The following is a 13,535-nucleotide window of genomic DNA, read 5'->3' on the forward strand; positions in this document are numbered from 1 at the left end:
GTTTCTCTTCATAACTTAACAACTTTTTTTGAAAAAAATCACCTGGTGAAAGCATGCCCCCGTTTTAAAACCATCATATTTTAATTACTGATTACAGGCTGCCTTACAGAAAAGCTTAATCGTTGTCGAATTGTTAATTTTTCTTACAAACATAAGCCCGATGTGAAATATGCTTAAATTCGTCTTCAAAAAAAAACAGAATGAAAAAATTAAGTATTGTATTCATGCTTTCGCTCGCGGTGGGAGGATGTAAACAGACCGATCAGTCAACTAAAGAAACTTCTTCAGAAACTATAGCCATGACCGAACAAAAGAGTGTTGAAACCATTTATCAATTTACCGTTAAAGACATCAATGGAGATGATTTTGATTTTGCCGATTTAAAAGGAAAAAAGATCATGATCGTAAACACGGCCAGTAAATGTGGCCTGACACCTCAATACGAGCAATTACAAGCGTTATATGAGCGGTATGGAGGGAGCGGATTTACCATTGTAGGGTTTCCTGCTAATAATTTTGGTCAACAAGAACCCGGATCCAATACTGAGATCGCCGAATTCTGTCAGTTGAATTACGGGGTGAGCTTTCCTATGATGAGCAAGATCTCTGTAAAAGGAGAAGATATGCATGAGATCTATCGTTTTTTGACTCAAAAGGACCTGAACGGACTAAAAGATTCTGAGGTGGCATGGAATTTTCAGAAATATCTCATTGATGAAGACGGTACTTTAGCAGCGGTGATTGAACCACAGATGCTGCCGGATGATAAAAAGATCACAGATTGGATCGAAAGTAAATAACCTATGAAGGCAAAAGGATTAAATACCATATGCACCCATACGGGAGAACTGATAGATGAGCAGTACCATGGGGCAGTTTCGCCCCTGTATCCCGCTACGGCTTATACTTTTGAAGGAGGAGGGGATAATGTTTATCCCAGATACTTTAATACGCCTAACCAACATGCACTCAACACAAAGCTGGCTGCATTGGAAAAAACCGATACTGCCATGGTGTTTGGCAGTGGTATGGCGGCTTTGAGTACGGCGTTGTTCGCTTTTTTAAGTGCCGGAGACCATGTTGTTTTTCAACGCAATCTCTATGGTGGTACCTCTAACCTGATCAGGGAAGAATTCGATAAATTTGGTATTTCTTACTCCTTTGTCTCCGGAAATAAGCGGGAAGATTTTGAAAATGAGATCCGGGAAAATACGCGGGTGATCTTTGTAGAAACCCCCTCCAATCCACTTTTGAGCATTACAGACCTGGAAATGATCGCAGAACTGGCCGGAAAATATGAGCTGGTCTCTATGATCGACAATACTTTTGCGTCTCCTGTAAATCAGAACCCGGCTGAGCAGGGTATCGATATAGTGATTCACAGTGCCACCAAATACCTGGGCGGTCATAGTGATATTCTGGCAGGAGTGGTTTGCGGGTCTCATGAGCATATGGGAAAGGTGATGTCTTTTGCCCGAAATTTCGGGGGTTCCCTGAGTGATCATGTGGTATGGCTGTTGGAGCGCAGTATGAAAACGCTGGGAATAAGGGTGAAAGCCCAGAACAGGAATGCCGGTAAACTGGCAAAGTACCTGGAGAAACATCCTCTTATAGAAAGGGTGTATTACCCGGGGCTAAAAGATCATCCTGATCACCTTTTGGCTAAAAAGCAAATGAAGGGATTTGGAGGCATGCTTTCTTTTGATCTTCATCCGGATATGGAGGTTGGGAAGTTTCTGAAGGCGCTCAAACTTATTAAGCCTGTTATGAGTCTGGGCGGGGTTGAATCGACCATAATTTCCCCTGTAAAGACTTCCCATGCATCCCTGAGTGCTGAAGAGCGGAAGGTACAGGGTATATCAGACCGATTACTGAGGTTATCTGTGGGTATAGAAAACAGGAAAGATCTTGTAGCAGACCTTGAACAGGCCCTGGCAATGGCCAACTCTAAGGTTGCGGTTGATTAAGGAATCTTCGTTATTTTTGTTTAAAAGTTAAGATATGAAGTTAGATATATTGGCCTTTGGGGCCCACCCCGATGATGTAGAGTTGGGTTGTGGCGCTACTCTGGCCAAAGAGATCTCCCTGGGAAAAAAGGTGGGGATCATTGATCTTACACGCGGAGAACTGGGTACCAGGGGTACTGCAGCTATCAGAGATAAAGAGGCCGCTGACGCAGCTACCCGATTAGGGGTATTGGTTCGCGAGAACCTGGAGTTTGCCGATGGGTTCTTCGTTAATGATAAGGCACATCAGCTGGAAGTGATTCGTATGATCAGAAAATACCGCCCGGAGGTAGTGCTGTGTAATGCCATTGAAGATCGTCATATAGATCACGCAAAGGGGAGTAAGCTGGTAAGCGATGCCTGTTTTCTGAGCGGACTAATAAAGATAGATACGAAATTTGACGGGGATGATACCTGGCAGGATCCGTGGCGGCCTAAAAGGGTGTACCATTATATTCAATGGCAGTCTATAGATCCGGATTTCGTGGTGGATGTCAGTGGTTTTATGGATGCCAAGATGAATGCCATTGAAGCGTACGGGTCTCAGTTTTATGATCCGAAGAGTGATGAACCCCAAACCCCGATCAGTACGAAAACCTTCTTTGACAGTCTTGATTACAGGGCTAGAGACCTGGGGCGTTTGATCGGTGTTGATCATGCCGAAGGATTCACGGCAGAGCGCTTTGTGGCTGTAGAACAGTTAGATGACCTGATCTAAAAAAGAACTCCTTTTTTTTGGTGTATTTTTTTAAAAAAATATTTGGCAAAAAGAGATAAAATAAGCTACATTTGCACTCGCTTTGCCACTTGGCAGAGCACACGCAACAAATGGTGGTTGTAGCTCAGCTGGTTAGAGCGCTGGATTGTGGTTCCAGAGGTCGCCGGTTCGAACCCGGTCTTCCACCCAATAAAGCCTTCAGAGAATTCTGAGGGCTTTTTTTGTACCCTGCCCCGAAAGCTTGCTTTCAAGGGGCTTAAGGGTGCAAAAAAAAGCACCAGCGGCCATAGCCGCTGAAGGCTTTATTGGCAGGTTTTCCCTCACGGCTCAACGCTGCGGATGCAGCGTTAACACCCCCGAACCACCCCGGCCTTCTTTCCAGTGCGCCTGCTGGCTCTTTCGCTAAAATGGTTCACCGAACCATTTTTAAACGCTCAGCCCCCTTGGAAAGGAGGGGGTATGTCACGTTTCCAATAATGATGATGCGAGTAACCCTTGCTAACGAGTTCCTTTAAGAATATGGATTTACGCTCCCCTCCTTAAAAAGGAGGGGAGCGTAAATTTATTTTCAGAATACGCTTTTAGGTAAGGAATTTTTTCATGGTTAATTCAGTTGAAACAGCCCTCACCCGTCATCGCCTCCCCGATGATTATCGGGAGGCGATGCCACCCTCTCCCCAAGGGAGAGGGAATTGATTTCTTCACAGGCATTCCTATAAAACTCAATAGTGTAAGAAGCTAATTTATGGCACCTTCTCCTTATTAACGATTTCTTTTACAAATACGGATTAACGCTCCCCTTTTTTAAGGGGAGCTGGCCGCAGGCCTGAGGGGTTTTGATCGGAGGGCCGAGCGTTAAGAAAACAGCCAGTGGCTGTTTTCAGCGAACCTGCCTGACGGCAGCCAGGGGAGCCAGCTGGCGCGATGGAGTTTTGTAAAGCAAAACCAGATTGGGGCTTTTTATACTTGGTCAAATTGAGGTTCGTAGTAAGTTCTAGGAGATTGCCACGGTTTGCTGCACAAACCTCGCAAAGACGATTCTTTATCTTTATTTCGCATAACCGCATAACCGCATAACCGCATAACCGCATAACCGCATAATCGCATAACCGCATACCCGCATAACAAAAAAAGCCCCGCAAGTTGCGGGGCTTTTTTTATTAAGGTTGTACATCTGTCTTATCTACTTTTACCTTGGAAGGCCTGTTGGCTATCTCCCAGGCGGTGTGGAAAACCAGCTTGGCCCGGTTGGTCAACAGATCGTAGTTGATCTTATCAGGGGTATCACTTGGCTTGTGATAGTCATCGTGCGTCCCGTTAAAATAAAAGATGATCGGTACGTTGTTCTTTGCGAAATTGTAGTGGTCACTTCTGTAATAAAAACGATTAGGATCGTTCTCATCATTATAGGTATAGTCCAGTTCAATATTGGTATAGGTGCTGTTCACCTCTTCAGAAAGTTCGTGGAGTTCTGTACTCAGTTTATCAGAGCCGATCAGGTAGATATAGTTACGGTCGCCTTCACGCTTAGGATCGATACGTCCAACCATATCAATGTTAAGATCTACTACGGTGTTCTCCAAGGGGAAAACAGGGTTTGAAGTATAGTATTCAGAACCGAATAATCCTTTTTCTTCTCCGGTTACATGAAGAAAAACTATAGATCTTTCAGGACCATTTCCTTCCTGAACAGCTTTTTGGAAGGCTTCGGCGATCTCCAGGATGGCTACCGTACCACTACCATCGTCGTCAGCCCCATTGTATACCTCACCGTTGGCTCCAACACCAACGTGATCAAGGTGGGCAGAGATAACGATATATTCGTTAGGCTTGCTTTTACCTTCTATAAATGCCACTACATTATTAGCAGTTACAGATTCGCTCTCATTTTGTCCGTTGATCTTAAGCGTCACTTCTTCGGTTGAAACATCCTTTAAAAGATCTTCTGAAGCAAAGAACACATTGTTCATCGTTTCGCCTTTTACCAATGTAAGCTGACCGCCATGGTCAGATTTTTTCATATAATCGTATACACGACGGTAACGGTTGTTCAACTCATCATCGAGATAGATCACTGCCGTAGCACCTTTGGCCATGGCAATATCAATGCGGGTTTGACGGGTTTCTCTCCAGTTACTCCAGTCACTCTTAGTTGAGGTACCACTGATTACATAGGATCCGTCTTCGTTTTTAGGCTCTCCGGCCTTAATGATCACTGCTTTGCCGGCTACATCGATATCAGCGTAGTCAGAGTAAGTGTCGGTCTCAATACCATATCCGGCATCAACGGCAGACATTTCCCCATTGTTCATCTTCGTACCGGCAAAAATATCTTCCCCAATATTCAGGGTTTTTCCATTTACTTCTATGGTTCCTGTAGGCAGGGAGTTGCGCATTAAAGGCACTTCTTGCAGGTAATTACCTGATCCCTGTGCGGCTTTAATACCCATTTCCTTATAAGCGTTACTCAAATAGTCGGTGGCCATCTTTTCACTTTCAGTACCGGTATCACGTCCTTTGAACTCATCAGAGGCATAGGTGTACAGGTGATCTTTTAATTCACCTTCGGTAATGGTATTGGCGTAGGTCACCGGAGATATTTCTCCACTTTTAACTGCTGCCTGGTCAGAAGAAATATTCTGTTGTGCACTGTTGCAAGCAGCCAGAAGCAAGGCTCCTGCGTAAATGGCGATTTTCATAAGCAATCGTTTGTGTTTTTGATTTAGCGACAAATATAATGTTTGCAATTAATTATTAAGACTTTTTGGAGTCCTGTTGGGTGAGTTTTAAGAAAACTTAAAGATTTAAATATTTCAAAATAAATTTTAAGTTTCTGTTAAGGGTTTTTAGTGAATTAATATTTAACATTGACAGCTTGCAAAAAATGAAGCTGAAAAGTGCGAATGAAGATATATGTTTTAATAGGACTAACTCTGTTGGCAGTAGGCTGCGAACAACAGTCCTCTGTAGATTATTCAATTGTAGAAGGAAGTATTGAGAATGCTCATGGCAAAACACTGGCTTTAAACACCCTGACAGGAGATTTCAACAAAAAGATCACACTTGAAGATGATGGTAGCTTTATAGATACGCTTCAAATTACTTCAGGGACCTTCTCCCTTTCTGATGGAAGACAAAAAATGCAATTTTACCTTGAAGAAGGAGACCGGCTTCATGTAAACTATGACGCAGCAAAACCCGGAACATGGGCTAACTTTGAAGGGTCTGCAGCGGCATCCGCTGTTTATTACAGAACAAAAGAGGAGTTGACCAAAGATCTGAAGAATGGCATCAAGAATATTTATACGCTTGACGAAAGGACTTTTCTGGAACAGCTCAATAAACAGAAAGAGGCTCATAAGAAGCTTTTACAAGGGGCTAAATCGCTGTCAAGGTCTTTTCAAAAGCTGGAAGAACGCAATATTGACTATGAATATTTGAATCAGGTCAATAATTACGAGATGTATCATGCCTATTATACCGGGAATAAAGGATTTAAAGCCTCTGATATTATCGAGGAAGAACTAAGGGGCATTAATATGGAGGATAAAAAGGCTTTCCGTTTTTCTCCTGCCTTCAGAAATCTGCTCACATCTACTTACAACCAGAAGGCCTCTGCCATGGTAAAGAAAGACACTATTGAACCGTCATTAGCTTTACTTAAGGTTATTGCAGAAAACGGAGATCAGGAGATCAGGGATGAGCTGTTGTATGAAAATGCGAAAACCTACCTGTCTTATTCTGAAGATCCTGAGGCCTATTATAACTTTTATATGGCCTATAGCAGTAACAAGGAGTATCAAAACGCTGTTACAAAGGATTTTGATAAAATGCGTAAGATAGCGAAAGGCAAGCCCTCTCCGATCTTTAGAAATTATGAAAATCATGAAGGAGGTACCACCTCTTTGAACGATCTGAAAGGGAAGTATGTTTATATGGATATTTGGGCTACCTGGTGTGGCCCGTGTAAGAGAGAGATCCCATCGCTCAAGGAGTTAGAAATGGAATACAGGAACAAAGACATCGTTTTCGTAAGTATTTCCATTGATGAGCAAAAGGATCATGATAAATGGAAAAATATGGTAACCCAACTGGAATTGGGTGGCGTTCAATTATTCGCAGATAATGACTGGAACTCTCAATTTGTTAAGGACTATCTGATCAAAGGAATTCCGAGATTTATATTGGTTGACCCCCAGGGTAATATTGTGAACAGCAACGCTCCCAGACCTTCCAGTGAAGATATTCGTAAGCTCTTTAATGAATTGGAAATTTGATCTTCTAATTCTTAAACCTCATAAGATAACCTGCCACCTTTTTTTGGCAGGTTTTTTTATTCTTATGAGTAAGTTTAATGCTATAAGATTCATTTTCAGGACTCAAAGATGAGAGGTATTATCAATGTAAAGCGTGATTTTTCAGTGGGCAGTCAGGGTGATTTTTGCGTCTAAATATCTGTTTTTTAATCGATTAAGTGTTTTGTTTGCGGGTTGAAATACACCTCTTAACCTATAATTAATAGGTGAAGTAGTTGCATTTATCATTTATATCCTATAAAATCCACATTTTTTTCTTAAAATTCACCATTTTCTTTTCAGTTTTCATGGCTGTTATTATCTTGCGACCGTCTGATAATCAAGTTATTGACTCAGGCGTAACCCAAACCTTAACATCATGAACATTTACTTCAAGAAAGGTCGTCTTTTGATGGCCGGATCACTTCACGTGCTGTTCGTTTTTCTAATTGTTTCAAGCGTAGCTGCCCAACACCTTCCGGGAGAGGATCTGAAGCCTCTTACGCCATCTGAATATGGCAAGTGGGAAAGTGTCAGGGGAGCAGATTTTTCTAAAGATGGAAATTGGGTTTCAGTAATTACCGGTACCAATGAAGGAGATCGGAACCTGAAACTTAAGAACCTTAGAAGTGGAGAAGAAGTTTTGTTTGAGAACGTTAACGGGATCGAGTATTCTCCCGATAACCAATGGGTGATCTTAAGGAGAACACTTCCCGGTAAGGACATGCAAAGGATCAGAGAGGTAGGCGGAGAACTTGAATCTAGAGCCTGGTTGTATTCATTGAGAGAGAAAGACACCGTTACGGTTAATAACCTGAAGAAGTACGAGTTCAGTAATGATGGTGCATTTTTGGCGATGACCAAAACCAGAGACCACGGAAACTCCTTGTTGATCCGTAATATGAAATCCGGAAGAGAGATCAGTTTTGGTAACGTGCAGCGTTTTGAGTGGAACTCTGAAAAAAACATACTGCTGTTCCTGATAGAAAATCAAAAAGGAGATAGCGAGATCCAGTTATACGATCCTGTAACCGGCAGCATTCAATTGCTGGATAATCACGACGGGGAATATGTTTCTATGCAGTGGCTGGAAAACTCATCAGATGTAATGATTATTAAGGAAACGGAAGATGATACCTTCAAGGAAGTATCTCATAAAGTGGTCATTTATAAGGATCTGGATAAGGGAGTAGACAAGAAGATAGTCTTTGATCCTCATCAACAAGGACTTATCGATGCTGATCAACGTGTTATGGCCGATGGTATTAAACTGTCTGCCGATGGTGATAGATTGTTCTTCAACCTGTATTACAGAACAAAAAAATACACGGAGTCTCCAAAGGAGGTGCTGGATACCCTGGTAGCAGATACAGAAGGTCATGGTGACGTAGTAAAGCCTGTTTTTCATAACAAGCATGATGAGGCACCAGATTTGCAGATATGGCATAGCAAGGATAAGGTATTAGTTCCTGCTCAGCGAGTATCGGGAATGAAGGGTTTTAAAAAGCCTAGAACTGCGGTTTACAATTTCGGAAAACAAGAGATCACCCTGCTTCAGGATGAGGTGTTAGAGAAGGTAAATGTAGAGGAAGACCAGCGGTTTATGCTGGGGTATGATGAAACTCCCTATGAGAGAGAAGGGATGTTTGGGAGGCATTATTACGATGTATACCTGGTTGATGCCGGAAACGGTAAAAACAAGAAATTAGTAGAGAAGGTAAGCAAGTATTATGAATTAAGCCCAGATGAAAACTTTTTCATCTATCTGAAGAACAACAGATTTTTTATTTATGATATAGCCGAGGAAATATCTCAGGACCTGACCGGTCATTTAGAGGTGAGTTTTATTGATGAGCACAATGACCACCCTCTGCCACAGAAACCGGCCTACGGTTTTGTTGGATGGGCAGAAGACGGGAGGTCATTCCTGTTGAATTCAGAATTTGATGTATGGCAGTTTTTCGTTGATGGGAGAGCCCCGAGAAATCTAACCAATGGCAAGAAAGATCAGAACATTTTCCGTCTTGACTTTACTGCCAAAGACGGGGGGCTGATTGATACTCGCAACAAATTGTTCTATGCGGTAGAAGGAAAATGGACGAAGAGAACGGGGTATGCCGCCGGAAAACCGGGGAGTGCTGTAAAAAATCTGATCTTTGAAGATGCCGGTATCCGAAGGATCGCCAGAAATGATCAGACCGGTCAAATAGTATATATCCGTTCTTCATATGATATTCCGGGAGATGCTTTTTACACTGCCGACCGTTTTATCACCAATGAGCAGTTAACCAGTATCAATGAATTTCAGGGTGATTATCAGTGGAGTAAGGCTGAGTTGGTAGACTATACCACCTCACAAGGTCATCGTGCACAGGGTGTTCTGTATTATCCCGCCAATTATTCAAAAGGAGAGAAATACCCGATGATCACCTATGTTTATGAAAAGTTGTCGCATGGTCTGCACAATTATATGCAGCCTTCTGAAAACGATTATTACAATACCCTACTTTGGGTACAGTCGGGCTACTTTGTTTTTAAACCCGATATGGAGTTTGAAGCCGGTAACCCGGGGGTATCTGCGGCCAGAACCCTGGAGAATGCCGTTGGAGCCGTGGTTCAAAAGGGAGATGTTGATGCTGAAAAGGTAGGACTGATAGGACACTCATGGGGAGGATACCAGGCAGGATTTGTACCAACACAGACCGATATTTTTGCTGCCTCTGTAGCAGGAGCAGGACTTACCAACCTGATCAGCATGAACCTGGCTGTAACGCCTGCCTTTGGTTGGAGACCTGAAAATGATCATTTTGAAGTAGGACAGGAACGTATGGAAGTGGCGCCCTGGATGGCTCCGGAAAAATATGTAGCCAATTCTACGGTGATGCAGATCGATAACCTAAACACTCCGGTTATGTTCATGGTAGGAGATGCCGATGCTAATGTGAACTGGTCCCAGGGTGTTGAATACTACAATGCGGCCAGAAGAGCCGGTAAGGAGTTTGTTTTACTGGTATATGAGAATGAAGGACATAGTCTGAGTAGAAAGAATAACCAGATCGATTACCAGCAACGTATCCTGAAATGGTTCGGTTACCATTTAAAAGGAGAGCAGCCGGAAGACTGGATGACCGGAAGTGTACCTTATTCAGAACAACAGGAACGTCTTAGAAATTGGAATGATTGATCGGATGAAATGTGAAGAAAAAAGTAAGATGGTCGCTATACGTATGAAGCATACGGGATCTTAGTTTTATTATGTTCAAATTAATGCTAAAGCCCCTTGATCAAGGGGCTTTTTTATTGTTTGGTTTTTAAGAACCTTAGTTTTGTCTTACTGTGGTTATCCTTTCCAAAAGAATGGGCCTTTTCATAGAAGCGTTCTGCTTTGTACAGCTGGTTAATACTGAAATAAAAATCGCCCATACCGTCATAAACCCTTGAACTTTCAGGGAAATTAGTGATGTTGAGTTTAAAAAGGGCTTCGGCCTTTTCGTAATCTTCCAGTTCCAGACTCTTATAGCCCATATCACTAATGAGATCTTCTTCAGGCAGTATTACAAACCCCAGCTCTTCTGAAATGGTAGCATAATGATCTTTAAAGGCGGCTAAAAAACGCTCTGTGGAGATATTGTGCAGGATTTCCGGGTCGAATGCTTTTAACACAGGGTCAATATTGTAAAAGTCAAAGATGGTGGTAACCGCCTCATAATAAGCAGGTAATCCTATATTGGCGTGACTGTTACTGTTGTGGTATCTAAAAGTATAGTTCTCCTCATCACACCTCATTTGATACATAAGGTCATCCAGTCTTTTGATGGCCTTAAAATGGGCGGTTCTGTCACCACTTGTTGTATGCACGTTCTCAGGGGTAACACCTTCAGGTAATGAATTGGCCGCCACCAGGTAGAAATTGGTCTTTTCAGATAACAAACATTTTCTGTAGGCAGACAATTGGTTTAACAGGTAATTCTGATCCCACCAAACACTTGGGTCCAGGGCTATAAAATTTCTAAAAGCATCTGTCCCGGTATACATGGCATAGGTGGTAAACAACCCTCCGAGAGAATGCCCCAAAAGACTGCGATACGGTGCTGCAGGATAGCGACTTTCAATGTAAGGGATGAGTTCTTTGGTGAGGAATTCTAAAAAGACAGCGGCACCTCCTGTATGGTTGAAATATGAAGGAGGGAGGTCATCCAGCGGATGAATTTTTGAAGGGGTGTAGTCGCGATACCTGTTGGAACTTTCTATGCCTACAATGATCATTTTTGGCCAGAACAGCTCCCTGCCTAATTGATCTGCCATGGCAGCCATCCCAGTAAAATGGCTCGAAGCATCAAGAATGAACATAACCGGATAGATACGATCTGGCTTTTCTGTATGGCTGGTATATTCAGAAGGCAGATGTATCCATACACGGTGTTCTTCCTGAAGGATCTCAGAATAAATTTTATCAATATGTCCTATCTCAATTCCTTTTGCCTCCTGTGTATGTTCACTGTTTTGAGCCCGCAGGCCGTTGAAAATACATAAGAAGATCAGAATAAACAGGAGTTTAGAATGCCACCTCATTCCCTGTAAATTTTATGTCAGGTTAGGCATGAGAGAAGAAGAGGAGCGTACCAATACTGGCAATGCGATTGGTGTTTAAACTTCTAAAATAGTGAAAATTAGGAAATTATGGATTTATTGTGTAAGAAAAAAGACGTTAAGGCTCCTTTGGTTATGCTATTTTCCTCACCGGGATCCACACTTCTTCTTCGGCTTCCGGGTGCATAGGCCCTTTATAATGGGGCGCCATAACCTGCAGGTGATGGCGGTCATCAGTTTCATATCCCGATCCTGGCAGCCAGTCATTCATGATTACTTCCATAGTTTTTTGGATGGTGTGCACAGATCCTTTGTGAATAAAAACGGCGTAAAGACCTTCGTCTACTTTACATTCTTCCATCTTACCTGGTAATTCATCAGGGTTTTCATCAAGACGAACAGCAGCCCAAAACTCAAAAGGCTGCCCAGGGTCTATAGACGAAGAATCCTTGGGGGCGGTATACTTTTGAATGGCGTATAGATTTTCATCAGCCCTGAAGGGATGCAGGTGTTTTACCAGGGGCATGAATGTTTTCCAGGTTATAGACGGATCTAACTCGGTAAGGGTGGTAAGAGTGCGTATTCCGAACATCTTATAGGCGGCAATGGTTTGTAATCTAACAGGGGTCATGATTTATTCCTTAATGATTCGATAATGGTTAAATGTCATTCCAGAAGGATAAGCTTTATGATCGATCAAGGAGAGTTTTATCTTCATTTTTGAAGCAGGAAAGAGGGGTATCCCTTCTCCCAAAAGAACCGGAGCTGTAAACAACATCAGCTCTTCAATACATTGATGTTCCAAAAGAGACCTTGTCGTAAGGCCACCTCCCAGTAACCAGATGTTCTTATCGCCCCAAACGTTTTTTAATTTTTCGATCTCTTCCAACAGGTCTCCTTTGAGTAATTGAGTATTAGGAGTATCTATTACAAGATCATGTTGTCGGGATACTATATAGACCTGTTTATCGGCATAAGGCCAGGCCATATCAAAATTTCGTACAACCTCATACGATTTGCGCCCCATGATTATGGTATCGATTCCCGCAATGAAATCCTGGTATCCATAGTCGGTGCCATCTGGATTTTCAAGGGTTTCCAGCCATTTAACTCCGTGATCCGGGGTGGCAACATAACCATCTAAAGAGCTTGCCACATAGAGAATAACGTTTTTCATAAGTGCCGTTTTTTATTCATACTAATAATACTTTACCAATACTTACCAATCCTATGATCAGGATGAGTATCAGGGAGAATTTTTTGAAATTTTCCTGTGAAATATAATGTAGGATCTTTTTGCCTATCCATGTACCTGCAATCCCGATAGCGAATAAAAAAGGCAGGTAGATCAATTCCTGCTTGCCTATATAACCATTGCTGTAGTACACGAAGGTACGACTGAGATCGACCATAAAGTCGATCATGGCAGAGGTGGCAATGAATACACTTTTCTCCAGGTTAAAGGCCGCCATGGTAATACCTCTTATAGCTCCTCCCGTTCCGAGGAGTCCGGCCGTAAGGCCTGAAAGTGCACCCCCGGCTACAGATCTGGGCTTGTCGGGCGTAATAACCAGGTTTTTCTTGATCAGAAACAACAGGCTTAATGACACGAGGAAGATACCAAGTATGATCTCAAGGATTCTTCCATCCAGGTATTTTGAGAGAAATCCGCCTGCAATAACAAATATCACGGCAGGGACGCCCAGGTAAACCAAAAGGGTTTTGTCTAATCCTTTCTTAAACAGGAATATCTTGCTCAGGTTACTGGAGAAGTGAAATATGGCCGTCATTCCCAAAACCGAGTAGAAGTCGAAATAGAAGTTGCCCAGAGGTACAAAGAATACCGACGAACCGAAACCACCTATGGTACCCAGGATCTCTGCAAGAAGTGCCAGTACCAGGAAGATGTATTCAATGCGCATAGGA

At 42.6% G+C, this 13,535-nt stretch carries 10 protein-coding genes and 1 tRNA gene; 6 read left to right on the forward strand and 5 right to left on the reverse strand.

The window, feature by feature from the left end; all coding sequences use genetic code 11:
* The first annotated feature begins 200 nt into the window (after positions 1–200).
* The 4 genes from E7Z59_RS07685 (at position 201) to E7Z59_RS07700 (ending at position 2,912) form a co-directional block, all read left to right on the forward strand.
* Positions 201–800 (forward strand): glutathione peroxidase, encoded by a 600-nt coding sequence (locus E7Z59_RS07685; protein WP_136335740.1) that lies wholly within the window; start codon positions 201–203, stop codon positions 798–800.
* 3 nt (positions 801–803) lie between these two features.
* Positions 804–1,967 carry a trans-sulfuration enzyme family protein gene (locus E7Z59_RS07690; protein WP_136335741.1) on the forward strand — a complete coding sequence of 388 codons (1,164 nt, stop codon included), beginning with the start codon at positions 804–806 and terminating at the stop codon, positions 1,965–1,967.
* 34 nt (positions 1,968–2,001) lie between these two features.
* On the forward strand, positions 2,002–2,724 hold the full coding sequence (gene bshB1, locus E7Z59_RS07695; RefSeq protein WP_136335742.1) for a bacillithiol biosynthesis deacetylase BshB1: 723 nt from the start codon (positions 2,002–2,004) through the stop codon (positions 2,722–2,724).
* 112 nt (positions 2,725–2,836) lie between these two features.
* A tRNA-His gene (locus tag E7Z59_RS07700) sits at positions 2,837–2,912 on the forward strand.
* Positions 2,913–3,884: 972 nt separating this feature from the next.
* Here the strand turns inward: E7Z59_RS07700 and E7Z59_RS07705 are convergent.
* Positions 3,885–5,423: a M28 family peptidase gene (locus E7Z59_RS07705; RefSeq protein WP_136335743.1), complete on the reverse strand. Its 1,539-nt coding sequence runs from the start codon at positions 5,421–5,423 to the stop codon at positions 3,885–3,887.
* Between the two features lie 204 nt (positions 5,424–5,627).
* Here E7Z59_RS07705 and E7Z59_RS07710 point away from each other — a divergent pair, with 204 nt between their 5' ends.
* Complete coding sequence (locus tag E7Z59_RS07710; RefSeq protein WP_136335744.1) at positions 5,628–7,001, forward strand: TlpA family protein disulfide reductase; 1,374 nt, start codon at positions 5,628–5,630, stop codon at positions 6,999–7,001.
* A gap of 397 nt (positions 7,002–7,398) precedes the next feature.
* Positions 7,399–10,203 carry a prolyl oligopeptidase family serine peptidase gene (locus tag E7Z59_RS07715; RefSeq protein ID WP_136335745.1) on the forward strand — a complete coding sequence of 935 codons (2,805 nt, stop codon included), beginning with the start codon at positions 7,399–7,401 and terminating at the stop codon, positions 10,201–10,203.
* Between the two features lie 113 nt (positions 10,204–10,316).
* Here the strand turns inward: E7Z59_RS07715 and E7Z59_RS07720 are convergent, their stop codons facing one another.
* From E7Z59_RS07720 to E7Z59_RS07735, 4 genes are all read right to left on the reverse strand, one after another.
* Positions 10,317–11,591, reverse strand: coding sequence for an alpha/beta hydrolase-fold protein (locus tag E7Z59_RS07720; RefSeq protein WP_136335746.1), 1,275 nt, complete (start codon positions 11,589–11,591; stop codon positions 10,317–10,319).
* 151 nt (positions 11,592–11,742) lie between these two features.
* Positions 11,743–12,240: a GyrI-like domain-containing protein gene (locus E7Z59_RS07725; protein WP_136335747.1), complete on the reverse strand. Its 498-nt coding sequence runs from the start codon at positions 12,238–12,240 to the stop codon at positions 11,743–11,745.
* 3 nt (positions 12,241–12,243) lie between these two features.
* Positions 12,244–12,786 carry a dihydrofolate reductase family protein gene (locus tag E7Z59_RS07730; RefSeq protein ID WP_136335748.1) on the reverse strand — a complete coding sequence of 181 codons (543 nt, stop codon included), beginning with the start codon at positions 12,784–12,786 and terminating at the stop codon, positions 12,244–12,246.
* A gap of 16 nt (positions 12,787–12,802) precedes the next feature.
* Positions 12,803–13,531 (reverse strand): sulfite exporter TauE/SafE family protein, encoded by a 729-nt coding sequence (locus tag E7Z59_RS07735; RefSeq protein WP_136335749.1) that lies wholly within the window; start codon positions 13,529–13,531, stop codon positions 12,803–12,805.
* Positions 13,532–13,535 lie beyond the last annotated feature (4 nt).

This window comes from Robertkochia marina, from assembly GCF_004799345.1.
Taxonomy (GTDB): Bacteria; Bacteroidota; Bacteroidia; order Flavobacteriales; family Flavobacteriaceae; genus Robertkochia; species Robertkochia marina.